Below are 23,332 nucleotides of genomic sequence, written 5' to 3'. Positions count from 1 at the left end.
CGGTCCGCCTCCGCGCCGGCCGCCCCGCGCCGTGGTCGTACGGGCTTCGCGCGCATCACCCGCATCGAGGGTGAACAACCACCGCACCTTCTTCGGAGATCAACAATGGCCGCGCTGCTCGCCATCCGTACCCGCGCCGACGGCGCTTGAGCGAATCGTGCCCTCCCGCCCCGTCCCGCACCGGGCACCTGCTCCGCGGCGGCTCGCGCCCGGCCTCCGGCCACCTCGGTGGAGGGCAGGGGCCGGACGCACCGCACCGGACTACCGGCGCTCGCTCGCCCGCACCACCCGCAGCACGGGCGAGCGCAGGATGTCCTTCTCGCAGAATCGGGACGTCACCCACCGCTCACCGGAATACAACTCGGTCTGGTCGCTGTAGTGGGGCGACCTCGGGTTCGAGGACTGGGAGTACGTGAGCAGGGTGCGTGCCACCGGGCATCCGGTCCCGTTCCAGCCGACCGCCTGGATGTAGCTGGAGCCGGCCGAGACGTCCGTATAGCCGCCGGCCGCCGCGTCCCACACCGGCTCGGTCTTGTTCCAGACTCCGAGGGATTCCGTACCGCCGCCGAGCGGGATGCGCTTCCCGTCGCGCACGACCGTCTGGTGGCGGCCCAGCGGCGCGTCCAGGGCGATCCCGGCCGCCCGCAGTTCGGCCACCGCATCGGCGAGTGCCCTGGTGACGCCGGGCGCCGAGGTGTTCAGCGTGTTCGGCGTACCGACCGGATCGGCGGGGGAGAAGGGCACCTTCCACAGCTCGGCCGGTGAGACCGTCGCCGCCCTGCGCCAGAACCGGTCGAAGAGCAGCGCGCCGCGGCTCTCCGTGTCGAGCTTCCGGTCCCAGCGCCGCAGCACGTCGCAGGCCGCCGACACGTCGACGGCCTTGCCGTCGGTGCCCACCGCGCCGCCGCCGGGCAGTGCGGCGCAGGCCCGCGCGAGGTCCGCGGCGCTCAGGTCTGCGGCCGGGGCACGGTTCGCGAACTGCTGTTCCTGCAGATCGGCCACGGTGAGCCGGCCCCTCGCCGCCATCGCCGAAACGTCCTCGATCGCGCCCCGGGTCCGCATCGACCGGGGGTCCGCGATCGAGCCGAAGACCCGCTCGTAGCCGGTCAGCGGTGTCTGCGCGTAGGTCAGCCAGGCGCTGTCGTTGGAGTTCTCGACGTACGGGGCGTCCTTGACGGTGGGCATCCGGCCCGGCCCGAAGATGCCCGGCTGCACCGCGTCGGGGTCCGATCCCAGCGCGCAGTCGCTCCTCGAACCGTCCAGTACGGCGAGCCCGGAGGACGGATAGGTTGCCCTGCCCAGCGGGGTGGAGCACCGTGCCGCGAGTTCGTCCGTGATCCTCGGCAGCACCTGTGACTGCGAGAAGAAGGAATGCCCGGACGAATCGGCGGCGATGGTGTTCACCCAGGGCAGCCCCTGGGTGTGGCGCAGCGCGGCCTGGATGTCCGCGGTGCCGCGCGCCCTGCTGAATCCGAGTGCGGTGTCCGAGGACCGCAGATTCGAGGCGTTGGGGTCATTGAGCGCGTACGCGGTCGTCGCCGTCCACGGCAGCGGCAGCCCGGCACCGAGCGAGATGACGACCGGACCGTACCGGGTCCACCACTGGGTGCGCATGACGACATCGCCGTCGTTCACCGCCACCGACACCGTGCGCTTCGTCATGCGCTCGGGCCTGCCGTCCACCAGATATGTGGTCGGATCCGCCGGATCGAGGGTGAGCTGATGGAGGTTGAGCGTGACACCAGTGGCCACGGTGTGGCTCCACGCGACGTTCGCGTTGTGGCCGATCGACATCGTCGGCGAGCCGAGCAGCGAGCCCCCCGCCACGTTCAGCTCGCCGGGAATCGTCTGCTGCGACTGCCAGAACCGCCGGCCGCCCTGCCATGGATAGTGCGGATTGCCGAGCAGCAGGCCGCGCCCGCTCGCCGTCGTACTGCCACGGAAGGCGACCGCGTTGGAACCCATGTCCGCGTTCTGCGTCGACAGCAGCCGCCGCGCCGCGTCCGCCGCTTCGCCCGGCGAGGGAACGCCGGGCGCACCCGAGGCCCCCGCGGGCGGCTCGGCGGCCGTGATGCCGTCGATGCCGCGGCCCTGACCGCCGAGCACGGAGAGTGCGAAGCCACGCGTCGCGACATCCAGCGCCGTCACCGGCCGCACCCAGTCGGCGCCCCGGCAGGCCGGATCGGTGATCCGGTTCTGTGCCAGCCACGCGTTGTACCCGGCCGCCCAGCCACGCTCCAGCTCCTTGACGTCCTGGCTCTGCCCCGCCGGTGCGGGCAGAGCCAGGAGCTTCTCCACGGTGTGACTGCCACGGACCCCTTGGAAATAGAGATCGCTGGAGAGGTTCTTCGTCGCGGACGACAGCGAACCGTCCGGTGCTCCCTGCGGACCGAAGTACCGGGACCGCTCACCGCGCAGGGTCACGAAGCCGTCGGCGAGCGTGCACACCTGGTCCGCCGCCTGGGCCCAGCCGTTGCCGAAGCCCAGATTCGCGTAGTCCTTGGCCACGATGTGCGGGATGCCGTACTCGGTGTACCGGATCACGGCGGTCAGCCCGCCGCCCGACGGACGGTGCGTGCGCGAGCCGTCGGCCGGGGCGGGCGGCAGCGAAGCGGACACGGTGAACAGCGCGAGTCCGGATATCGCAAGAAGTCTGAGACGGTCACGGAGGTGCAACGGTCCTCCCAACTATGCGCATGAGAAAGGTGGTTGCCCGAGGGTTCGAGTCACCACGCGTCACTCAGCCAGCATGCCCGCACCCCTGTCAACATCCCGGCCGGCATCCGACCCCTTGACCGCCGGGTTCAAGCCGCACAGGATCGCGCCATGACAGGTGTACGGAGCAGCACAGTCGACGGCGTCGTGGCCCGCAGCGCCCGCCGCACCCCCGAGCGCACCGCCCTGCGGTACACGGAGAGGTCCTGGACGTACGCGGAGCTGGACACGGCCGTCAGCACCGCGGCGGCGGTCCTCACCGGCGAGCACGGGCTGCGCCCCGGCGACCGGGTCGCCTCCTACGCGCACAACTCCGACGCGTATCTGATCGGTTACCTCGCCTGTGCCCGTGCGGGGCTGGTCCATGTGCCGGTGAACCAGAACCTGACCGGCGACGACCTCACATACATCCTCGAACAGTCCGCCAGCGCCCTCGTCCTCATCGACCCGGCCCTGGCCGGCCGGATTCCGGGCGCGTTCCCCGTACGCGCGCTGCGCGACGCACCGGACTCCCTTCTCGATGCCGTCGCCGCCCCGCGCCCCTTCGCCCCGGAACGCGCACCGGCCGCGGACGACCTCGTCCAACTGCTCTACACCTCGGGTACCACCGCACTCCCCAAGGGCGCGATGATGACCCACGGGGCACTCGTCCACGAGTACGTCAGCGCCGTCACCGCGCTCGATCTGCGCGCCACCGACCGGCCGGTGCACTCACTGCCGCTGTACCACTCCGCGCAGATGCATGTCTTCCTGCTGCCCTATCTGGCGGTCGGGGCGACGAACATCATCCTCGACACCCCCGATGTGGACCGGATCTTCGACCTCGTCGAGACGGGGCAGGCCGACAGTGTCTTCGCCCCGCCGACCGTCTGGATCGGCATCTCCCGGCACCCCGGCTTCACCACGCGGGAACTCGGCGGTCTGCGCAAGGCGTACTACGGCGCCTCGATCATGCCGGTGCCCGTACTGCAGCGGCTCCGTGAACGACTGCCCGCGCTCGGCTTCTACAACTGCTTCGGGCAGAGCGAGATCGGCCCGCTCGCCACCGTCCTCGGACCGGACGAGCACGCGGGCCGGATGGACTCCTGCGGCCGGCCCGTCCTCTTCGTCGAGGCCAGGGTCGTGGACGAGGACGGCAAGGAGGTCCCCGACGGCACGGCCGGTGAAGTGGTCTACCGCTCGCCCCAGTTGTGCAGCGGCTACTGGGACAAGCCCGAGGAGACCGCAGAAGCCTTCCGGGACGGCTGGTTCCACTCAGGCGACCTCGCCGTGCGCGACACGGAGGGTTTCTTCACCGTGGTCGACCGAGTCAAGGACGTCATCAACTCCGGCGGTGTCCTGGTCGCTTCCCGGCAGGTCGAGGACGCCCTCTATACCCACCCCGCCGTCGCCGAGGCCGCCGTCGTCGGGCTGCCCGACGAGCGCTGGATCGAGGCCGTCACCGCCGTGGTCGTCCCGCGCGGGGAGGCGACGGAGGCCGAACTCATCGGCCACGCGCGCGAGCGGCTCGCCCATTTCAAGGCCCCGAAAAGGGTCTTCTTCGTGGACGAGCTGCCGCGCAACGCGAGCGGCAAGATCCTCAAGCGGGAACTGCGCGATCGCTTCGCATAGGAGACCCGGAGGCTGTCCTGCGGGGCGTGCGGGGGCTCAGGATCCCCCCGCGCCCCCGCACACAAGCCGCGGCCCGGGGCGCGCGGCGAGTACACGATCGGAGCGAGCGGCCCCGGACGAAAGACCCTAACTCCGGCCGCGCTCGTCCACGATCCGCTTGAACTTGCCCACCGACCTCTCCAGCGTCCCGGGATCGACGATCTCGACACCGACGGACACCCCGATCCCGTCCTTGACGGCCGCCGTGATCGACTCCGCGGCGGCCGTCCGCTGCTCGGGCGTGGCCCCCGCGCGGGCCTCGGCCCGTACCGTCAGCGCGTCGAGGCGGCCCTCGCGGGTCAGCCGCAGCTGGAAGTGCGGTGCCACGCCCGGTGTGCGCAGCACGATCTCCTCGATCTGGGTCGGGAAGACGTTCACCCCGCGCAGGATCACCAGGTCGTCGGTGCGTCCGGTGACCTTCTCCATCCGCCGGAACACCCGTGCCGTGCCGGGCAACAGCCGGGTCAGGTCCCTCGTCCGGTAACGGATCACCGGCATGGCCTCCTTGGTGAGCGAGGTGAAGACCAGCTCGCCCTCCTCGCCCTCGGGCAGCACCTCGCCGGTGAACGGGTCGACGACCTCCGGATAGAAGTGGTCCTCCCAGATGTGCAGCCCGTCCTTCGTCTCCACACACTCCTGGGCCACCCCGGGCCCCATCACCTCCGACAGACCGTAGATGTCGACCGCGTCGATCGCGAACCGCTCCTCGATCTCGCGCCGCATCTCCTCCGTCCACGGCTCGGCACCGAAGATCCCGACTTTCAGGGACGTCGTCCGAGGATCGACGCCCTGCCGCTCGAACTCGTCGAGGAGCGTCAGCATGTAGGACGGCGTCACCATGATGATCTCGGGCCGGAAGTCCTGGATCAGCTGGATCTGGCGGGCCGTCATGCCGCCGGAGGCGGGGATGACCGTGCAGCCGAGCCGTTCCGCTCCGTAGTGCGCGCCGAGGCCGCCGGTGAACAGGCCGTACCCGTACGCCACATGGACCTTCTGCCCGGGACGGCCGCCGGCGGCCCGGATCGAGCGGGCGACCATGTCCGCCCAGGTGTCGAGATCACGCTGCGTGTACCCGACGACGGTAGGACGGCCCGTCGTGCCACTGGACGCGTGGATCCGCCGGACGCGTTCCTCGGGGACGGCGAACATGCCGAAGGGGTAGTTGTCCCGCAGATCCGCCTTGGTCGTGAAGGGGAAACGGGCCAGGTCGGCGAGCGTACGGCAGTCGTCCGGACCCACCCCGGCCCGGTCGAACGCGGCCCGGTAGTGGCCGACGTTCTCGTACGCATGGCGCAGGGTCGCCCGCAACCGCTCCAGCTGGAGAGCCTCCAGCTCGTCTCGGCCCATTCGTTCCGCCTCGTCCAGCAGAGCCGTCATCCGGATCTCCCTCTTCCGAGCAGACGACCGATCATTCGGTCGATCGTTCGGAAGCAGTAATTCAGGATGTCCCGCCCGATGGCAAGAGGGATGACGCACCCCATTCGATCAAGCGGCGTCCGGCGGTACTGATCGGCCGTGCCGAACACGACCGCGCCCTCGTTCTCGCGGGGTGGGACGACGGGGAGCCGCCCCGCGCCGACGGGTTTGCCCGTCGGAAGGCTCGGGACCGGTCGGCTCGCACGGCCGGGCGGATACACCGTTCGTACGTCGTCGTCGGCGCCGGACACTTCGTGCGTACCGTCCGCCGATCGGATCTCGCAGGGAATCAGGCGTGCCCGGCCGGTCCCGGGCGCTTCGCGGTCGTCCGCCGCGGTGGTCAGGGGCGGTGCAGGAGCGAGGTCAGGACCTCCTGGAGCGTGGCCTCGGCATCGGTCACCGCACCCGTCGAGCGCCAGGCCACGAAGCCGTCGGGACGCACCAGGACGGCGCCTTCGGATGTCGTTCCGTGGAGCTCCGCCCAGTCGGCCCCGTTCTCCGGCTCCAGATCGGCGCCCGAGCCGATGCCGTACGTCCGGAGCCGCACCGACAGCCGGTCGGCGACCCGGGCCGCCGCCTGTCGCCACACCACGTCCGCGCCGTCGGTGAGCAGCACGAGGGTCTGTTCGTACAGATCGAGAGTGGACTTGCGCACACCTTCCTGACGGACCCACAGATGCGGTGCGCGGCTGCCGGGTTCGCCGTTCAGCTGCATTCCTCGCGGCACCACCGGCTGTTCCGGGTCGGCTCCGAGCACGGCGCCGCGGACGTAGCGGTAGCCCAGGGCCACGGTGAGCATGCCGCCCTGCCTTCCGCCGCCCACACCCGGCGCCGCGGCGTATCCCGGGTGGCTGTGCTCGCTGGAGCGCGCCGAGGCCCGTGAGCTCGTCGCCCGCGCCACCGGCATCCGCTCCGCCTCATAGGTGTCCAGCAGACCCGGGCCCGCCTCGCCCTTCAGGACGGCGGCGAGCTTCCAGGCCAGGTTGTGGGCGTCCTGGATGCCGGTGTTGGAGCCGAACGCCCCGGTCGGGGACATCTCGTGGGCCGAGTCCCCGGCGAGGAAGACCCTGCCGGACGCGTACCGATTCGCGACCCGCTCCGCGGCGTGCCACGGAGCCTTGCCGGTGATCTCGACGTCGATGCCGGGTGCGCCGACCGCCGTACGGATGTGCTCGGCGCATCGTTGGTCGGTGAAGTCCTCCAGCGTCTCGCCCAGTTGGGGCTGCCACGGCGCGTGGAACACCCACTCCTTCTCGTTGTCCACCGGCAACAGGGCGCCGTCCGCAGCGGGGTTGGTGAGATAGCAGACGATGAAGCGCCGGTCACCCAGCACATCGGCAAGCTGCCGGGAGCGGAAGGTGATGCTCACGTTGTGGAACAGATCACCGGGCCCCGTACGGTCGATGCGCAGCTGCTCACGAATGGGGCTGCGCGGCCCGTCGGCCGCGATGAGGTAGTCCGCACGCACGCTGATGTGCTCTCCGGTCTCCCGGTTCTTCAGCGCAGCGTCCACCCCCGTACCGTCCTGGTCGAAACTCTGCATCTCGGTGGAGAAACGCAGGTCACCGCCCTGTTCGCGGGCAAGTCTCACCAGCACGGGTTCCAGGTCGTTCTGGCTGCACAGGCACCATCCGGCCGGGCTGAAACGGGCCAGCCCGCCCCCCGGGTCGATCTCCTTGAACAGCCACTCCTGATCGTCCCCGGTGAGCGAACCGGCTTGCAGAATGCCGTGGTTGTCGGCAAGGACCGAGGCGGCCTCCCGGATGCCGGGCTCGGCGCCCGCCGTACGGAACAACTCCATCGTGCGCACGTTGTTGCCGCGCCCGCGAGGATGCGTCGAGGTGGACCGGTGCTTCTCGACCAGCAGGTGCTCGACCCCGAGCCGGCCGAGGAAGAGTGAGGCGGACAGGCCCACCAGGGAGCCGCCCACGATGAGGACCGGCACGCGGATGTCGACGTTCTCGTTCATCAGTTGCTCCAGCTCGGACGCCGTTCGGATGCTTTGTTCCATGCCCTTGTTCGGAGTGGTTCGGACGGTCGCTCACCTGAACGGTTCATAAATCTCGCGCCACCCGGACCAGCGTTTCACGATCGGTCACGGAGACGATGCGCGCGGTGAGCGAGGACGGGCCGCTCGCATCCGTCGGGAGAGTCCCCGCTCCGCATCCACTCGCCAACCGACGGTTGACGGCACGCCATCCGGCCTGCCCACGACACCGTCTCGAAGGAGACCGAAAGATGACCACCACCCTCTCGGAACGGATCTCCCAGTCCGCCTTCGACGGTTCCAGGCTGCGGGTCGTGCTGCTGCTGGACCTGTACGACGGAGCCCAGAAGCAGTTCCTGGAGGCGTATGAACACCTGCGTAATCAGGTGGCATCCGTCCCCGGGCACATCAGCGACCAGCTGTGCCAGTCCATCGAGAACCCCTCCCAATGGCTGATCACCAGCGAATGGGAGAGCGCACCCCCGTTCCTCGCCTGGGTGAACAGCGAGGAGCACGTCGCGACGGTTCAGCCGTTGCACAGCTGCGTGCGTGACACCCGTTCGCTGCGCTTCAGCGTTTTGCGGGAGACCGGGAAGGCGTTCGAGCTGGCACCGGAGGCGATCAAAGGAAGGCTGCAGGCGTCACCCCGACTGGGCGACGGGGTGGTGCGCCACGCGCTCACCTTCACCGTCAAGCCCGGCACCGAGGACATCGTGGCGAAGATCCTGGCCGACTACGAGTCCCCGAGCGCACGTGTCGACGAAGACACCCGATTGCGCCGTACTTCGCTCTTCATGCACGGAAACCGCGTCGTACGGGCGGTCGAGGTGGAGGGCGACCTTCTCGCGGCCCTCCGCCACGTCGCCCGGCAGCCCGAGGTCAGGGCTGTCGAAGAGGCCATCAACCCGTATCTGGAGCAGGACCGGGACCTCAGCGACCCGGACTCCGCCCGGATGTTCTTCACCCGAGCGGCTCTCCCGACGGTCCACCACGTGACCGCGGGCCGCCACAAGGCCGAGGACGTCAGCCGTCACGCGCTCTTCTACCAGGCCAAGGAGGGCTGCGGCATGGCACTCGCCCGGCTCCTCGCCGGCCACGACGAGGAGGCGGCCGACGACCCGGCGAGCATCATCGACAGCAGCACCATCTTCCAGCGCGACGACGTCGTGGTCCGCCTGCTCGAAGCGGCCGAACCGATCGACACGCAGCCCGCTCAGGCGGCCGGCATCGACGGCCCCGGCAAGGTGGCCAGACTCGGACGTCTCCTCGACGGCGATGCGAACGCCGTGCCCACGAACGACCAGGGGATCTCGCACTTCCTCGCACAGTCCGAGATGACCCTGATCACCGATCGGCGGGCCATGGATTCCTGAACCGCGCATCCGCCCTGGGGGGTTCTCGCTCAACCCGTCAATACAACGCGCAATGTGCCAGGAGGAAAGCAGTCATGACCACGCACCGGCCACGCATCGTGGATCTCAGTGAGACGCAGCCCAACCGCAGGCGCGGGGGCGACCTTCGCGCCATGCTCACGCCGACAGCGGTGGGAGCCACCAGCGGCTTCATGGGGCTGGCCATCGTCCAGCCCGGTGACCGAATCGGCGAGCACTACCACCCGTACTCCGAGGAATTCGTGTACGTCGTGAACGGTCTCCTGGAGGTGGATCTCGACGGTGAACCGCACCGGATGCGGCCCGACCAGGGCCTGCTGATCCCTCCCCATGTACGCCACCGATTCCGGAACGTCGGCGACGTCGAGGCACGCATGGTCTTCCACCTCGGCCCGCTCGCCCCGCGCCCCGAACTCGGCCACGTCGACACGGAGCACACGGAGTCCGCCGAGCGCGTCGCGCCGCCGGAACGAACGGAGGCCGCCTCATGACCCGCCGCGTGGGGGTCACCGGCGTGGGCGTCGTGGCCCCCGGCGGCATCGGCGTACCGGCCTTCTGGGACCTCCTCGCGAACGGACGCACCGCGACCAGGGGCATCACGCTCTTCGACCCGGCCGGCTTCCGCTCCCGCATCGCCGCCGAGTGCGACTTCGACCCGGCGGCGCACGGACTGGAAGCGGACCAGATCGCCAGGTCGGACCGGTACGTCCAGTTCGCGATGGTGGCCGCCAGGGAGGCCCTCGGTGACGCGGGTCTCGACCCGGAGAAGGTGGACCCCTGGCGGATGGGGGTGTCGCTGGGCACCGCGGTCGGCGGCACCACCCGGCTGGAGCACGACTACGTCGCCGTCAGCGGCAGCGGTGCCCGATGGGACGTCGACCACCGGCCGGCCGGCCCGCATCTGGAACGGGCCTTCTCGCCCAGCTCCCTCGCCTCGGCGGTGGCCGAACAGGTCGGCGCGCACGGCCCGGTGCAGACCGTCTCCACGGGCTGCACCTCCGGTCTCGACGCGATCGGCTACGCCTTCCACTCCATCGAGGAAGGCCGCGTCGACGTCTGCGTCGCCGGGGCGTCCGACTCACCCATCACCCCGATCACGGTGGCCTGCTTCGACGCGATCAAGGCCACCTCACCGAACAACGACGACCCGGAACACGCCTCCCGGCCGTTCGACGCCCGCCGCGACGGCTTCGTCATGGGTGAGGGCGGAGCGGTGCTCGTCCTGGAGGAACTGGAGCACGCGCGCGCCCGCGGTGCGACCGTGTACTGCGAGATCTCGGGCTATGCCACCTTCGGCAACGCCTACCACATGACCGGGCTGACCCCCGAAGGACTGGAGATGGCCGAGGCGATCAACCGGGCCCTCGACCACGCCCGGATGGACGGCTCGCAGATCGACTACGTCAACGCGCACGGCTCGGGCACCAAGCAGAACGACCGGCACGAGACGGCCGCCGTGAAGAGGGCGCTGGGTGCGCACGCCCATGACGTGCCGATGAGTTCGATCAAGTCCATGGTCGGTCACTCGCTGGGGGCGATCGGGGCCATAGAGATCGCCGCCTGTGTCCTCGCGCTGGTCCACCAGACCGTGCCGCCGACGGCGAACTACGAGAACCCGGACCCGGAGTGCGACCTCGACTACGTGCCGCGCACCGCGCGCCCCCTGAAGCTGCGCAGCGTCCTGTCGGTCGGCAGCGGCTTCGGTGGCTTCCAGTCCGCGGTGGCCCTGACACGAACAGGTGGGAGGACACCATGAGAACGCGAAAAGCCCGGCGCACCGTCGTCACCGGCATCGGTGTCGTCGCTCCCAACGGCATCAACACCGAGGCCTTCTGGAAGAGGACGCACGAAGGGTTCAGCGCTCTTGACCGGGTCACCCGCGAGGGGTGCGAACATCTGCCGCTGCGGGTCGCGGGCGAGGTGCGCGGCTTCGAGGCGGTCGAGCAGATCGAGGAGCGGTTCGTCGTCCAGACCGACCGGTTCACGCACTTCGCGATGGCCGCCGCGGACATCGCCCTGGACGACGCCCGGCTGGGCCGTGCCGACTACGAGAAGACGCCGTACGACGTCGGCGTGGTGACGGCGGCAGGGTCCGGCGGCGGTGAGTTCGGGCAGCGTGAACTCCAGCGGCTGTGGGGGCAGGGGCCCAGCTACGTGGGCCCCTACCAGTCCATTGCCTGGTTCTATGCCGCCAGCACCGGCCAGATTTCGATCCGCGGCGGCTTCAAGGGGCCGTGCGCGGTCGTGGCCAGCGACGAGGCCGGCGGTCTGGACGCGCTGGCGCACGCCGCCCGGTCGATCCGGCGGGGTACCGAAGCGGTGGTGGTCGGCGCGGCCGAGGCACCGCTGGCTCCCTACTCGGTCGTCTGTCAGCTCGGGTACGAGGACCTGAGCCGCAGCGACGACCCCGCCCGCGCGTACCGGCCGTTCACCTCGGACGCCTGTGGTTTCGTACCGGCCGAGGGCGGGGCCATGCTGGTCGTCGAGGAGGAGCAGTCGGCGCGTCGGCGCGGTGCACGGGTCCGGGCCGAACTCGCGGGGCACGCCGCCACGTTCACCGGAGCGTCCCGATGGGAGGAGTCCCGGGAGGGGCTCGCCCAGGCGATCATCGGCGCCCTGCGGGAGGCGGACTGCGCGCCGGACGAGATCGACGTCGTCTTCGCGGACGCCCTCGGCGTACCGGCGGCCGACCGTGCCGAGGCGCTGGCGATCGCCGACGCACTGGGCGCGCACGGCCGACGGGTACCGGTGACGGCGCCCAAGACCGGCATCGGGCGCGCCTACTGCGGGGCGCCGGTGCTGGACACGGCCGCCGCCGTGCTCTCCATGGAGAACGCGCTGATACCGCCCACGCCGAACGTGTTCGAGGTATGCCACGACCTTGACGTCGTCACCGGCAGTGCGCGGCCGGCCGAACTCCGAACGGCGCTGGTGCTCAGCCGCGGGCTCATGGGCTCGAACGCGGCGATGGTGCTGCGGCGCTCCACCGACACCCAATCGTGAGAAGGAGAAGTCCTCATGACCGAACGACTGACCTATGCGGAACTGGCCGTCCTGATGAAGAAGGGCGCCGGACTCACCGTGGACCCGCGTGACATGGAGAAGCGCCCCGGGTCCGCCTTCGACGAGTTCGGCCTCGACTCGCTGGGTCTCCTCGGCATCGTGGGCGTGCTGGAGAACCGGCACGGCCGGGCGTTGCCGACCGACGCCGACCGCTGCAAGACCCCGCAGGAATTTCTCGACCTCGTCAACAACACCCTCATGCAAGGAGCCTGACGTGTCCGGACACACCGAGAACGAGATCACCATCGCCGCCCCCCTGGACCTTGTCTGGGACGTGACGAACGATCTCGAGAACTGGCCGCGGCTGTTCAGCGAGTACGCCTCGGTCGAGGTGATCGAACGGGACGGCGACAGGACGAAGTTCCGCCTGACGATGCACCCCGACGAGAACGACAAGGTCTGGAGCTGGGTCTCCGAGCGGACCGTCGACCGGGCCGGCCGCATGGTCCTGGCCCGCCGCGTCGAGCCGGGCCCGTTCCAGCACATGGACATCCGGTGGGAGTACTCGGAGGTGCCCGGTGGCACGAAGTTGCGCTGGGCGCAGGACTTCGCGATGCGGCCCGACGCACCCGTCGACGACGCGTGGATGACCGACAACATCAACCGCAACTCCAAGGTCCAGATGGAACTCATCCGGGACAAGATCGAACAGCGCGCCCGGGAGCGCCGTACCGCCTCGGTCTCGGCCGGCTGACCCGCCCTCCGCCGCCCCACGGCCCGGCACCCGGCAGTCCGGGTGCCGGGCCGGAACCAGAAAGGCATTCCACGATGCACCACGCTCTGATCGTCGCCCGGATGGCGCCGGGTTCCGCGCCTGACATCGCCGATCTGTTCGCCGAGTCCGACAGCAGTGAACTGCCGCACCTCGTCGGCGTCACCAGGCGCAAGCTCTTCCAGTTCGGTGACGTCTATCTGCACCTGATCGAATCGGAGCGCCCACCGGGCCCCGAGATCGCCAAGGTGACCGAGCACCCGGCGTTCAAGGACATCAGCGAGAAGCTCACCGCCTACGTCAGCGCGTACGACCCGCAGACCTGGCGCGGGCCCAAGGACGCCATGGCCCAGGAGTTCTACCACTGGGAACGCGGTACCACCGCCTGAGGAGACGACAAATCGCCCCGGGTCCGGCCTCTCGGCCGGACCCGGGGCGATTTGTCGTTCCCGGGGATGGGCGACCCGGACGGGGCGATCAGCCGGGGACCACGCATTCGAAGGCGTGGAGGTAGGGGTTGACCGGAACGACCCTGCCGATCAGCAGGCCGGCATCCGAGATCCGGCCGACCAGGCTCTCCCTGGTGTGCTTCGCTCCGCCGACATTGAGGAGCAGCAGCAGGTCCATCGCGGTGGTGAACCGCATCGAGGGGGTGTCGTCGACGAGGTTCTCGATGACGACCACCCTGGCTCCCGGGCGGGCCGCGGCGACGACATTGCGCAGTGTTCTGCGGGTGCTGTCGTCGTCCCACTCCAGGATGTTCTTGATGATGTAGAGATCGGCCGCGACCGGGATGGCCTCGCGGCAGTCCCCGGCCACGATGCGAGTCCGGCCGACGAGCGGCCCCTCGTCCCGCAGCCGGGCATCGGCACGCGCCACCACACCGGGCAGGTCCATCAGGGTGCCGTGCAGCGACGGGTGCTTCTCCAGCAGGCTCGCCAGTACGTGCCCCTGGCCGCCGCCGATGTCGGCGACCGTCGACACCCCGGTGAGGTCCAGGAGTTCGGCCACGTCCAGCGCGGACTGCATGCTGGAGGTGGTCATGGCCCGGTTGAAGACCTGCGCCGACTCGTGGGCGTCCTGATGGAGGTAGTCGAAGAACCCCTTGCCGTGCACGTCCGCGAAGACGCTCCTGCCGGTGCGCACCGCGTCGTCGAGGTGCGGCCAGACCTCCCAGGTCCAGGGCTCGGTGCACCAGAGTGAGATGTAGCGCAGGCTGTTCGGGTCGTCCTCGCGCAGCAGACGGGACATCTCGGTGTGGGCGAAGTCGCCGTCCGGGGTCTCGGCGAAGATCCCGTAGCAGGACAGGGCGCGGAGCAGCCTGCGCAGCGGCACCGGCTCGGTCTTCACCAGCGCCGCGAGTTCCTGCGCGGACGCGGGCGTCTCGCCCAGAGCGTCGGCGACGCCCAGCCGGGCCGCCGCGCGCACGGCGGCGGCGCGCGCCGCTCCGAAGACGATCTCGCGCAGCTGCATGGCCGGCTGAGGCGGTGTGACGGGGTGCGGCAGGGCGGCGTGGACGGCTGTCGAGGTGGGAGTGGGGGCGGGGGTGGGACTCACAGTGGTCATGCTGGTTCGCTTCTCCTCGTACGGGGGTGCGCCGGTCAGCACATCCCGGCCGGTGTGGACTTCGTGCAGACGTTGGCGGCGAAGGTGTTGCCCTTGCCGGTGTCCCCGTTGGCCAGGTCGGCCGGCTTGTTGCCGAGCGCGACGTTGCCGCTGACGGAGTTGCCGGTGTTCTTCGTGCCCACGAAGCTCTTGAACAGCACGATGCCGCCGGAGAGCGGCGTGGCGCCCACGTTGTTGGTGATGGTGTTCGAACGGACCTGGGTGTCCGCGGCCCCGGTGAGCACGACGCCGGAACCCTGCAGGGCGGGCAGCCGTTTGGTGGCGGCGCAGAACTTGTTGTTGCCGGTGATCTGGTTCGCCCGGATCGTCATGGCTCCGGCCTGCGGTCTGCCCTCGTCGCCCACGACGAACACACCGCTGCAGTTGCCGGTGAAGGTGTTGTCGTGGACCGACAGGTTCCTGACGCGCCTGGCGGTGAAGCCGATGCGGTTGTCCTTGAGCGTGTTGTCCTGGAGCTCGGTGCCGCGCGTGTCGGTGGCACCGCCCTCCTCGTCGACGGTGTTCGCGACGAAGATGCCCGCGTCGCCGTTGGCGCGGGCGGTGTTGCCCGTGAACACGCCGCGGGTGGAGCGTTCCTGGGCGATGCCCCAGACACCATTGTGTTCGGAGGTCACCCGCCGGACGGACAGCCGGTCCGTCCAGGAGGCCCAGACACCGTTCTTCTTGAATCCGGAGAGGGCGAGCGAATCGATGGTCACGCCGTCGACGGTCCGGCCCGATCGGCCCAGGACGCAGACGCCGCTGCCGGTCTTCACGCACGCGTCCGCGGACGGCGCGTTCTTCGCGGCAGGCCGGATGACGGTGCGGTCGCCGGAGCCGCGCAGGGTGAGACGCGGCTTGGTGATCAGGACGCTCTCCCGGTACGTGCCGGGCAGGACGACGACGGTGTCACCCGGCTGCGCGGCGTCCACCGCCTTCTGGATCGACTGGCCGGGCCGCACCACGTGGGCGTTGGCGGCTGAGGCGGACGGAATTGCCGCGCCGAGTCCCGCGGTCGAGGCGACCACGACCGGGACGAGGCTCTTGAAGTGTCGTTTCCTCATGAACCGAAGCTATGGGCGTTTTCCCCCTGTTGCCACATAGGGTGAGCGGTTGGAGACCGTACGCGCCCGAACGGCTTACGCCGGGACCGGTGCCCGGTGCCCGGTGCTCCGCGGCCGGCCCGGACGTACCACGGCGCAGTCGGGTGATCCGGGCCGGAGCCGAGCGGTCGGCCGCCGGGTGAACCGGGCCGACCGCCGTTCGGGTGTCTCGCCGGCCCCGACCCGGCCGCGGCCCGCTCGCGGCCCCGCGCCCGGTCCTCAGTCCTCGTTCCCGCGCCGGGGCGCCACGACCGAGCGGGCCCACCGGTAGTCGGCCTTGCCGCTCGGGGAGCGTTGGATCTGCCGGGCGATCACCAGTCTGCGAGGGATCTTGTAGCCGGCCAGGCGGGTCCTGCAGTGCGCCTGGACATCGTCGAGCGAAGGCTCGTGCGCCCCCTCCCGCAGCTGCACCACCGCCGCGACGTGGTTCCCCCACCGCTCGTCGGGCACGCCGGCGACGAGCGCGTCGTACACATCCGGATGGGCCTTCAGCGCCTGCTCGACCTCCTCGGGGTACACCTTCTCCCCGCCTGTGTTGATGCACTGCGAGCCCCGGCCGAGAACCGTGACGATGCCCTCCGCGTCGACGGTCGCCATGTCGCCGAGCAGGACCCAGCGCTCGTCGCCCCGGTGGAAGAACGTCTCCGCGGTCTTGCGCGGATCGTTGTAGTAGCCGAGCGGCACATGGCCACGCTGGGCTATCCTCCCCAGCTCGCCCGGGGCGACCGGCTCGTACGTCACCGGATCGACCACTTCCGTACGGGAGTTGACCTGGAGCCGGAACCCGTTCTTCGGCCCCGAGTCGGCCGTCGCCGTGCCGTTGAACCCGGACTCCGACGAGCCGAAGTTGTTGAGCAGCATCACCGTCGGCACCAAGGCCTGGAACTCGGCACGCACCGAGTCCGACATGATCGCGCCCGAGCTGGAGATGGAGAACATCGACGAACAGTCGGTGCCCTTCAGCGGGCCCTTCAGCGCGTCGATCAACGGCCGCAGCATCGCGTCGCCCACCAGGGACACGCTGGTGACCTTCTCCTTCTCGATCGTGCGGAGCACCTCTTCCGGGACGAACTTGCGGTGGATCACGACTCGTTGCCCGAAGTTGAATCCGATGAACGCGGTGAGCGTGGAGGTGCCGTGCATCAGCGGGGGAGTGGGGAAGAAGGTGATCCCGTCACCGCCCGCGGCCACCCGCTCGGCCAGTTCCAGTGGGGACTTCACCGGCTCACCGGTCGGCGCGCCGCCGCCGAGGCCGGAGAAGAAGAGGTCCTCCTGGCGCCACATCACGCCCTTGGGCATTCCTGTGGTGCCTCCGGTGTAGATGATGAACTGGTCGTCCGCCGAGCGTGGTGGGAAGCCGCGCTCCGGGCTCCCCGACGCCTCGGCGTCCGTGAACGCCACCGTGTCCGGACCGCGGACGCCCGCCACCGAAGCCCCCACGCGGACCAGATGACGGAGGGTCGGAGCCTTGGGCGCGGCGGCCGAGACCCTTTCGTCGAACTCGGCGTCGAAGACCAGCGCCGCCAGATCCGCGTCACGGTAGAGGTAGACCAACTCCTCTTCGACGTAGCGGTAGTTGACGTTGACCGGAACGATGCGGGCCTTGAGGCAGGCCAGCACCGTCTGGAGGTACTCGACTCCGTTGTAGAGATGCAGCCCCAGATGCTCGCCCGGCGTGATGCCCGCCTCGATCAGATGGTGGGCGAGGCGGTTGGCGGCCGCGTCCAGCTCCGCGTACGTCAGCCTGCGCTCCGCACCCGTACCGGGATGGTCGAGGTAGACGAGCGCCTCGCGTTCCGGGACCGCGTCGACGACCGACTCGAACAGGTCGGCAAGGTTGTACTCCACCGTTCCTCCTGACCCCGGATGCTGACTGGCTCGGCGGTCATTAGAGCGCCGGGAGGCACAAGTGGGAAGGGGGCCACCGAAGAAATCTGACTGACTGTCAGCAAACTATTGAACTGGACCCCCACCTACTGCAACCTGTTCTAGGTCTTGAGACGGGAGGCAGGCAATGGGTGGTACGGAACACTTCACCGTGCGGCGCGAGGGCGCCACGCTGGTGCTCACCTTGAACAGGCCGGAGGCGAAGAACGCCCTCTCGCTGCCGATGCTGGTCGGGCTGTACGACGGCTGGCTGGCGGCCGACGAGGACGACACGGTCCGCTCGGTCGTCCTCACCGGGGCAGGCGGCTGTTTCTGCGCGGGCATGGACCTCAAAGCCCTGGCGGGCAAGGGGATGGAGGGCGAGCAGTACCGCGACCGGATGACCGCCGACCCCGATCTGCACTGGAAGGCGATGCTGCGCCACCACCGACCGCGCAAGCCGGTCATCGCCGCCGTCGAGGGCCACTGCGTGGCGGGCGGCACCGAGATCCTGCAGGGCACCGACATCCGCATCGCCGGGGCGAGCGCCACCTTCGGGCTCTTCGAGGTCAGGCGCGCCCTCTTCCCCATCGGAGGGTCGACGGTACGGCTGCCGCGCCAGATCCCCCGGACCCACGCCCTCGAAATGCTCCTCACCGGACGTCCGTACAGCGCCGAGGAGGCGGCCGCCATCGGGCTGATCGGACGGGTCGTCCCCGACGGCGCCGCACTGGAGCAGGCCCTCGAAGTCGCCGAGCGGATCAACGCCTGCGGCCCGCTCGCCGTCGAAGCCGTCAAGGCGTCCGTGTACGAGACCGCGGAGATGACCGAGGCCGAGGGCCTCGCCGCCGAACTGAAGCGCGGCTGGACCGTCTTCGCCACCGCCGACGCCAAGGAAGGCGCCCGTGCCTTCGCCGAGAAGCGCCCGCCCGTCTACCGGCGCGCCTGAGCCAAGGAGGCAACCGTGCCCGAGATCCTCAGCGCACCGCTGGTGCTCGAATTCCCCTTCACCCGATCCCTCGGCCCCGTCCAGAGCGCCTTCCTCACCGGACTGCGCGAACGCACCGTCCTCGGCGTCCGGACCAGCGGGGGAAAGGTCCTCGTCCCACCGGTCGAGTACGACCCCGTCACCGCTGAGGAGATCCGCGAGCTGACCGACGTCGCCGACACCGGCACTGTCACCACCTGGGCCTGGAACCCCGCCCCGCGCCGCGGTCAGCCCCTCGACACCCCCTTCGCCTGGGTCCTCGTCAGGCTCGACGGAGCCGACACCGCCCTGCTGCACGCCCTTGCCGCCCCCGGCCCCGAAGCCGTCCGTACCGGCATGCGGGTGCGGATCCGCTGGGCGCCCGAACGGACCGGTGCCATCACGGACATCGCCTGCTTCGAGTCCTACGACGGGGAGGCCGGCCAACCCGTACCGCGCGGCACGGAGTTCGCCGACCCCGTCCACGGCATCGTCACCCCGGCCCGTCTCGACTACCGCTACACACCGGGCCGTGCCCAAGGTGCCTACATCAACGCGCTCTCCGAGCGGCGCATCGTCGGCGAGCGCTGCCCGTCCTGCGCCAAGGTGTACGTTCCGCCCCGCGGCGCCTGCCCCACCTGTGGCGTCGCCACCACGGAACAGGTCGAGGTCGGCCCGCGCGGCACCGTGACCACGTACTGCATCGTCAACATCAAAGCCAGGAATCTCGACATCGAAGTCCCCTACGTCTACGCGCACATCGCTCTCGACGGGGCCGACCTCGCACTGCACGCACGGATCGGCGGTATCCCGTACGACCAGGTCCGCATGGGCCTGCGGGTCGAACCGGTCTGGACCGAGGGCGGGCGGCACCCCGATCACTACCGGCCGGCCGGAGAGCCGGACGCCGACTACGACGCGTACAAGGAGCTGCTGTAGATGCGAGACGTAGCGATCGTCGCCTTCGCGCAGACGGACCACCTCAGGCGCACCGACGAACTCTCCGAAGTCGAGATGCTGATGCCCGTCCTCCACCAGGTCCTGGACACGACCGGTCTCAGGGCGAGCGACATCGGTTTCACCTGCTCCGGGTCGAGCGACTATCTCGCGGGACGGGCCTTCTCCTTCACCATAGCGCTCGACGGCGTCGGCGCCTACCCACCGATCTCCGAGTCCCATGTGGAGATGGACGGCGCGTGGGCGCTGTACGAGGCCTGGGTGAAGATCCGGACGGGCGAGGCCGACACCGCGCTCGTCTACTCCTACGGCAAGTCCTCGCCCGGTGAGGTGCGCGACGTCCTCACCCGTCAGCTCGACCCGTACTACGTCGGACCGCTCTGGCCGGACTCCGTCGCGCTCGCCGCGCTCCAGGCGCAGGCACTGATCGACGCGGGCGACACCGACGAGGCCGCCCTCGCGGCGATCGCCGCCCGGAGCCGCGCCGCCGCCGCGGACAATCCGCACGCCCGGACGGCGGGCCCGGTCCCGGCCGACGCGTACGTCGTGCAGCCGCTGCGGACGGCCGACTGCCCACCGGTTTGTGACGGCGCGGCAGCCGTCGTCCTCGCCGCCGGTGACACCGCACGGGCCCTGTGCGCCCGCCCCGCCTGGGTCCGCGGTATCGACCACCGTATCGAGGCCCACAGCCTCGGGGTCCGCGTACTGACCGAATCGCCCTCCACTCGACTCGCCGCCGAGCGGGCCGGGGTGTTCGAACGGCCTGTGGACACCGCTGAACTGCACGCGCCTTTCACCTCCCAGGAAGTGGTGCTGCGCAAGGCGCTCCGACTGGACGACGGCGTCACCGTGAACCCGTCCGGCGGCGCGCTCGCCGCCAACCCCGTCATGGCCGCCGGGCTGATCCGCCTCGGCGAGGCAGCGGCCCGCATCCACCGCGGCGAGTCCGACCGGGCGCTCGCCCACGCCACCTCCGGGCCCTGTCTGCAACAGAACCTGGTCGCCGTACTCGAAGGGGAGAGCGCTCATGCCTAAGGAGCCCGTGGCCGTCATCGGCATCGGCCAGACGAAGCATGTGTCGGCCCGCCGGGACGTCTCCATCGCCGGACTCGTCCGCGAGGCCGCCGTCCGCGCGTTGGAGGACGCCGGGCTGACCTGGACGGACATCGACGCCGTCGTCATCGGCAAAGCCCCCGACTTCTTCGAGGGCCTGATGATGCCGGAGCTGTATCTCGCCGACGCGCTCGGCGCGGTCGGCAAGCCGATGCTGCGGGTGCACACCGCGGGCTCGGTCGGCGGCTCCACCGCACTGGTCGCCGCCAACCTGGTCTCCGCACGGGTGCACCGCACCGTCCTCACACTCGCCTTCGAGAAACAGTCCGAGTCCAACGCCATGTGGGGCCTCTCGCTGCCGATCCCCTTCCAGCAGCCGCTGTTGGCGGGAGCAGGAGGCTTCTTCGCCCCGCACGTCCGGGCGTACATGCGCCGCACCGGGGCGCCCGACACGGTCGGTTCCCTCGTCGCCTACAAGGACCGCCGCAACGCGCTGAAGAATCCGTACGCGCACATCCACGACCCGGACATCACCCTGGAGAAGATCCGGTCCGCACCGATGCTCTGGGACCCGATCCGCTACTCGGAGACCTGCCCGTCCTCCGACGGGGCCTGCGCGATGATCCTCACCGACCGGGCCGGAGCGGATCGTTCGCCGCATCCGCCCGCCTGGGTGCACGGCGGCGCGATGCGCAGCGAACCGACGCTCTTCGCCGGCAAGGACTTCGTCTCGCCGCAGGCGGGCAAGGACTGCGCCGCCGACGTGTACCGGCAGGCCGGCATCAGCGACCCGCGACGGGAGATCGACGCCGTCGAGATGTACGTGCCGTTCTCCTGGTACGAGCCGATGTGGCTGGAGAACCTGGGCTTCGCCGCCGAGGGGGAGGGCTGGAAGCTCACCGAGTCCGGCGTCACCGCGCTCGACGGCGACCTCCCGGTGAACCCGTCGGGCGGGGTGCTCTCCACCAATCCCATCGGCGCCTCCGGCATGATCCGCTTCGCGGAGGCCGCGTTGCAGGTACGGGGGCAGGCGGGCGAGCACCAGGTGACGGGGGCACGGAAGGCGCTCGGCCACGCCTACGGCGGCGGGTCGCAGTTCTTCTCCATGTGGCTGGTCGGAGCCGAGCCCTCCACCCGCTGACCGCCGGCCGCTGGCCGTCCCGGACGGGAGGAAGCCTCCCCGGCGGCCTGTCCCGGGCCGCCGACGATGGCTAGGCTTCGGCCCGGGACGATCGAGCGGGAGGAGCCGACGTGGCGGAGAGCACCACCACCCAGCAGCCCTTCGCGGGCTGGGACAAGCCGGACCTGGACCTGAGCAATGCGGACTGGCGGTCGGGCAGTCAGGGCGCGGGCGACGTCCAGATCGCCTTCGTCGAGGGATTCATCGCGATGCGCAACGCCGGTAAGCCCGGCAGCCCGTCACTGATCTTCACCCCGGCCGAATGGCGTGCCTTTGTGGTGAACGCCCGCGAGGGCGAATTCGACCTCACCTGAGCGCCGGACGCCCGGCGCGCTTCGGTGCCACAACAGCTCGCTCAGCCGACCCTTGTCGTTTGTCGCCCGTGACCACCCGACCGGCGCAATCGTGGAACGGAACACCCTGCCCGTCGCCCTCGCCCGCGCGGCCATCGGATTCCTCGCCGGACCGGACCGTGTGGTGCTGCGCGCCTGCCACGCCCCACGCCGCGTGCGCTGTTCGTCAAGGAGGAACATCCCCGCCAGGAGTGGTGCAGGCCGTCCTGCGGCAGTTGCGCCCGGGGCGTACGCCACCATGAACGTCACCGCGCCACGTAGCGTGGTGGGTGTGACAGGCGAGCGCGATCTTCGAACCCTGCTGAGCAGCATGCGGCCGGAACTGAACCCCGGCCGCTATGTCTTCACCACCGCCCCCCGCGAAACGGTGCCCGAGGGCGTCGACCCGGTCGTCACGGTCGCCGAGCCCGAAGGGCTCACCCTGGTGCTGCCCGAGGAGCAAGCCGTCTCGGCAGGTCTGCGCTACGACTACGTGGCGGGTTGGATCACGCTCCGTGTCCACTCGGCGCTGGACGCGGTGGGGCTCACCGCCGCCGTGTCCCTGGCGCTCACCGATGCCGGGCTGAGCTGCAATGTGGTGGCGGGTTTCCATCACGATCACCTGTTCGTTCCGTACGACCGAGCCGACGAGGCCGTCGGGGTCCTGGAGGCGCTGGCCGCGGAGTCCGGCTGACGGCGGGGCCGCGGAGGCTTCGGGGCCGGTGCGCCGGGCCGCGGCCCCGACCGTGCCGCGGCCTGCGCGGACCCGGCTCCGCAACGTGAGCCCGGACACGTAACATGTCTGCATGTCCTTCCTCCGCCGCCGTAGCGCCGCCACACCCGCGGGCCCCGACTTCGACGTCCTGGCCATGGATCCGGGGGACTGGCCCGGAAACCTCGGCGCCGGCCTGCTGCCCGCCCCCGACGGGAGCTGTCAGGGCGTCTTTCTGCGCTACGACCTGTTCGGCGGCCGCGGCCCCGCGATGATCATCGGCAATCTCCCGGAGGGTTCGCCCGCCCGCGAGACCGAGGAGGGCCAGGTTCCGTTCGAGGTCGCCCAGCTTCTGCTCGCGCTGGAGAACGACGAACCGGTCGAGGTCACCGGTACCGAGGACATGCCCGTGATGCAGGGCGACAACTTGTTGATCGTCCGCCGCGTCAAGCTCTCCGAGAGCCGGATCTCCTGCGTCCAGTTCGACCGCAGCGACGGGGTGCTCGTCACCATCGCCAGCTGGGACCGGCCGATCACCGACGATCTGTACACCCTGCTGAAGCCCCTGCCGGCCGAACTGTTCCAGCAGGGCTGATTCCGCCCTTCGCCTGGGCCGCCCGTGC

Annotated in this window: 21 protein-coding genes and 1 pseudogene; 16 read left to right on the top strand and 6 right to left on the bottom strand. The window is 70.2% G+C overall.

The features are described from left to right. Nucleotides 1-261: 261 nt before the first annotated feature. Complete coding sequence (locus ACF1B9_RS06530; RefSeq protein WP_391739422.1) at nucleotides 262-2,676, bottom strand: penicillin acylase family protein; 2,415 nt, start codon at nucleotides 2,674-2,676, stop codon at nucleotides 262-264. A gap of 150 nt (nucleotides 2,677-2,826) precedes the next feature. Between ACF1B9_RS06530 and ACF1B9_RS06525 the strand changes: the two genes are divergently transcribed. After that, a complete protein-coding gene (locus ACF1B9_RS06525) occupies nucleotides 2,827-4,326 on the top strand; it encodes an acyl-CoA synthetase (protein ID WP_391739421.1) in 1,500 nt (499 codons plus the stop codon). Nucleotides 4,327-4,452: 126 nt separating this feature from the next. On the opposite strand, the gene paaK is transcribed toward ACF1B9_RS06525, so the two are convergent. Together paaK and ACF1B9_RS06515 are read right to left on the bottom strand one after the other, a co-directional pair. Further along, nucleotides 4,453-5,742: a phenylacetate--CoA ligase PaaK gene (gene paaK / locus ACF1B9_RS06520; protein ID WP_391739420.1), complete on the bottom strand. Its 1,290-nt coding sequence runs from the start codon at nucleotides 5,740-5,742 to the stop codon at nucleotides 4,453-4,455. Nucleotides 5,743-6,121: 379 nt separating this feature from the next. Next, a complete protein-coding gene (locus tag ACF1B9_RS06515) occupies nucleotides 6,122-7,750 on the bottom strand; it encodes an FAD-dependent oxidoreductase (RefSeq protein WP_391739748.1) in 1,629 nt (542 codons plus the stop codon). Nucleotides 7,751-8,019: 269 nt separating this feature from the next. Here ACF1B9_RS06515 and ACF1B9_RS06510 point away from each other — a divergent pair, with 269 nt between their 5' ends. From ACF1B9_RS06510 to ACF1B9_RS06480, 7 genes are all read left to right on the top strand, one after another. Next, nucleotides 8,020-9,141, top strand: a complete 1,122-nt coding sequence (locus tag ACF1B9_RS06510) for a SchA/CurD-like domain-containing protein (protein ID WP_391739419.1) — start codon at nucleotides 8,020-8,022, stop codon at nucleotides 9,139-9,141. A 74-nt stretch (nucleotides 9,142-9,215) separates the two neighbouring features. Then, entirely contained in the window at nucleotides 9,216-9,650 is a 435-nt protein-coding gene (locus tag ACF1B9_RS06505; protein ID WP_351085870.1) for a cupin domain-containing protein, read from the top strand. After that, complete coding sequence (locus ACF1B9_RS06500) at nucleotides 9,647-10,915, top strand: beta-ketoacyl-[acyl-carrier-protein] synthase family protein (RefSeq protein ID WP_351085868.1); 1,269 nt, start codon at nucleotides 9,647-9,649, stop codon at nucleotides 10,913-10,915. Before ACF1B9_RS06505 ends, ACF1B9_RS06500 begins: the two co-directional genes overlap by 4 nt. Continuing rightward, nucleotides 10,912-12,162 carry a ketosynthase chain-length factor gene (locus tag ACF1B9_RS06495; protein ID WP_391739418.1) on the top strand — a complete coding sequence of 417 codons (1,251 nt, stop codon included), beginning with the start codon at nucleotides 10,912-10,914 and terminating at the stop codon, nucleotides 12,160-12,162. The genes ACF1B9_RS06500 and ACF1B9_RS06495 overlap by 4 nt, the downstream gene beginning before the upstream one ends. 15 nt (nucleotides 12,163-12,177) lie before the next feature. Next, a complete protein-coding gene (locus ACF1B9_RS06490; protein ID WP_361451372.1) occupies nucleotides 12,178-12,435 on the top strand; it encodes an acyl carrier protein in 258 nt (85 codons plus the stop codon). A gap of 1 nt (nucleotide 12,436) precedes the next feature. Then, nucleotides 12,437-12,916: an SRPBCC family protein gene (locus tag ACF1B9_RS06485; RefSeq protein WP_391739417.1), complete on the top strand. Its 480-nt coding sequence runs from the start codon at nucleotides 12,437-12,439 to the stop codon at nucleotides 12,914-12,916. Between the two features lie 74 nt (nucleotides 12,917-12,990). Continuing rightward, a complete protein-coding gene (locus ACF1B9_RS06480; RefSeq protein WP_351085860.1) occupies nucleotides 12,991-13,323 on the top strand; it encodes a TcmI family type II polyketide cyclase in 333 nt (110 codons plus the stop codon). A gap of 88 nt (nucleotides 13,324-13,411) precedes the next feature. On the opposite strand, the gene ACF1B9_RS06475 is transcribed toward ACF1B9_RS06480, so the two are convergent. From ACF1B9_RS06475 to ACF1B9_RS06465, 3 genes are all read right to left on the bottom strand, one after another. Then, nucleotides 13,412-14,500, bottom strand: a complete 1,089-nt coding sequence (locus ACF1B9_RS06475; protein ID WP_391739416.1) for a methyltransferase — start codon at nucleotides 14,498-14,500, stop codon at nucleotides 13,412-13,414. 35 nt (nucleotides 14,501-14,535) lie between these two features. Then, on the bottom strand, nucleotides 14,536-15,603 hold the full coding sequence (locus tag ACF1B9_RS06470; protein WP_391739415.1) for a nitrous oxide reductase family maturation protein NosD: 1,068 nt from the start codon (nucleotides 15,601-15,603) through the stop codon (nucleotides 14,536-14,538). Between the two features lie 258 nt (nucleotides 15,604-15,861). Beyond that, the gene (locus ACF1B9_RS06465) at nucleotides 15,862-17,490 is read right to left on the bottom strand and encodes an acyl-CoA synthetase (RefSeq protein WP_391739414.1); all 1,629 of its coding nucleotides are present in this window, start codon (nucleotides 17,488-17,490) and stop codon (nucleotides 15,862-15,864) included. A 166-nt stretch (nucleotides 17,491-17,656) separates the two neighbouring features. On the opposite strand from ACF1B9_RS06465, the gene ACF1B9_RS06460 reads away from it, so the two are divergent. The 8 genes and pseudogenes from ACF1B9_RS06460 (at nucleotide 17,657) to ACF1B9_RS06425 (ending at nucleotide 23,304) form a co-directional block, all read left to right on the top strand. Beyond that, on the top strand, nucleotides 17,657-18,457 hold the full coding sequence (locus ACF1B9_RS06460; protein ID WP_391739413.1) for a crotonase/enoyl-CoA hydratase family protein: 801 nt from the start codon (nucleotides 17,657-17,659) through the stop codon (nucleotides 18,455-18,457). Nucleotides 18,458-18,472: 15 nt separating this feature from the next. Further along, nucleotides 18,473-19,414 carry a Zn-ribbon domain-containing OB-fold protein gene (locus tag ACF1B9_RS06455; protein ID WP_391739412.1) on the top strand — a complete coding sequence of 314 codons (942 nt, stop codon included), beginning with the start codon at nucleotides 18,473-18,475 and terminating at the stop codon, nucleotides 19,412-19,414. Further along, nucleotides 19,415-20,467 (top strand): thiolase domain-containing protein, encoded by a 1,053-nt coding sequence (locus ACF1B9_RS06450; protein ID WP_391739411.1) that lies wholly within the window; start codon nucleotides 19,415-19,417, stop codon nucleotides 20,465-20,467. Beyond that, entirely contained in the window at nucleotides 20,460-21,626 is a 1,167-nt protein-coding gene (locus ACF1B9_RS06445; RefSeq protein WP_391739410.1) for a thiolase domain-containing protein, read from the top strand. The genes ACF1B9_RS06450 and ACF1B9_RS06445 overlap by 8 nt, the downstream gene beginning before the upstream one ends. Before the next feature lie 110 nt (nucleotides 21,627-21,736). Next, on the top strand, nucleotides 21,737-21,979 hold the full coding sequence (locus tag ACF1B9_RS06440) for a DUF397 domain-containing protein (RefSeq protein ID WP_391739409.1): 243 nt from the start codon (nucleotides 21,737-21,739) through the stop codon (nucleotides 21,977-21,979). A gap of 106 nt (nucleotides 21,980-22,085) precedes the next feature. After that, nucleotides 22,086-22,279, top strand: a pseudogene (locus ACF1B9_RS06435) (hypothetical protein); the annotation flags it as partial. A gap of 10 nt (nucleotides 22,280-22,289) precedes the next feature. After that, on the top strand, nucleotides 22,290-22,691 hold the full coding sequence (locus tag ACF1B9_RS06430; protein WP_391739408.1) for an ACT domain-containing protein: 402 nt from the start codon (nucleotides 22,290-22,292) through the stop codon (nucleotides 22,689-22,691). A gap of 112 nt (nucleotides 22,692-22,803) precedes the next feature. Continuing rightward, entirely contained in the window at nucleotides 22,804-23,304 is a 501-nt protein-coding gene (locus tag ACF1B9_RS06425) for a hypothetical protein (RefSeq protein WP_018550733.1), read from the top strand. The last annotated feature ends 28 nt before the right edge of the window (nucleotides 23,305-23,332 follow it).

Origin of the sequence: Streptomyces sp. NPDC014727, from assembly GCF_043083485.1 — a bacterium.
Taxonomy (GTDB): Bacteria; Actinomycetota; Actinomycetes; order Streptomycetales; family Streptomycetaceae; genus Streptomyces.
Note: the sequence above shows the minus strand (reverse complement) of the source record. Positions and strands in the feature narration are given on the sequence as shown.

Coding starts and splice junctions, on each gene's coding strand:
- ACF1B9_RS06475 (WP_391739416.1), bottom strand. CDS start 14,500: ATGACCACTGTGAGTCCCACCCCCGCCCCCACTCCCACCTCGACAGCC.
- ACF1B9_RS06495 (WP_391739418.1), top strand. CDS start 10,912: ATGAGAACGCGAAAAGCCCGGCGCACCGTCGTCACCGGCATCGGTGTC.
- ACF1B9_RS06515 (WP_391739748.1), bottom strand. CDS start 7,750: ATGAACGAGAACGTCGACATCCGCGTGCCGGTCCTCATCGTGGGCGGC.
- ACF1B9_RS06510 (WP_391739419.1), top strand. CDS start 8,020: ATGACCACCACCCTCTCGGAACGGATCTCCCAGTCCGCCTTCGACGGT.
- ACF1B9_RS06505 (WP_351085870.1), top strand. CDS start 9,216: ATGACCACGCACCGGCCACGCATCGTGGATCTCAGTGAGACGCAGCCC.
- ACF1B9_RS06460 (WP_391739413.1), top strand. CDS start 17,657: ATGGGTGGTACGGAACACTTCACCGTGCGGCGCGAGGGCGCCACGCTG.
- paaK (WP_391739420.1), bottom strand. CDS start 5,742: ATGACGGCTCTGCTGGACGAGGCGGAACGAATGGGCCGAGACGAGCTG.
- ACF1B9_RS06470 (WP_391739415.1), bottom strand. CDS start 15,603: ATGAGGAAACGACACTTCAAGAGCCTCGTCCCGGTCGTGGTCGCCTCG.
- ACF1B9_RS06500 (WP_351085868.1), top strand. CDS start 9,647: ATGACCCGCCGCGTGGGGGTCACCGGCGTGGGCGTCGTGGCCCCCGGC.
- ACF1B9_RS06445 (WP_391739410.1), top strand. CDS start 20,460: ATGCCTAAGGAGCCCGTGGCCGTCATCGGCATCGGCCAGACGAAGCAT.
- ACF1B9_RS06425 (WP_018550733.1), top strand. CDS start 22,804: ATGTCCTTCCTCCGCCGCCGTAGCGCCGCCACACCCGCGGGCCCCGAC.
- ACF1B9_RS06450 (WP_391739411.1), top strand. CDS start 19,415: ATGCGAGACGTAGCGATCGTCGCCTTCGCGCAGACGGACCACCTCAGG.
- ACF1B9_RS06480 (WP_351085860.1), top strand. CDS start 12,991: ATGCACCACGCTCTGATCGTCGCCCGGATGGCGCCGGGTTCCGCGCCT.
- ACF1B9_RS06525 (WP_391739421.1), top strand. CDS start 2,827: ATGACAGGTGTACGGAGCAGCACAGTCGACGGCGTCGTGGCCCGCAGC.
- ACF1B9_RS06490 (WP_361451372.1), top strand. CDS start 12,178: ATGACCGAACGACTGACCTATGCGGAACTGGCCGTCCTGATGAAGAAG.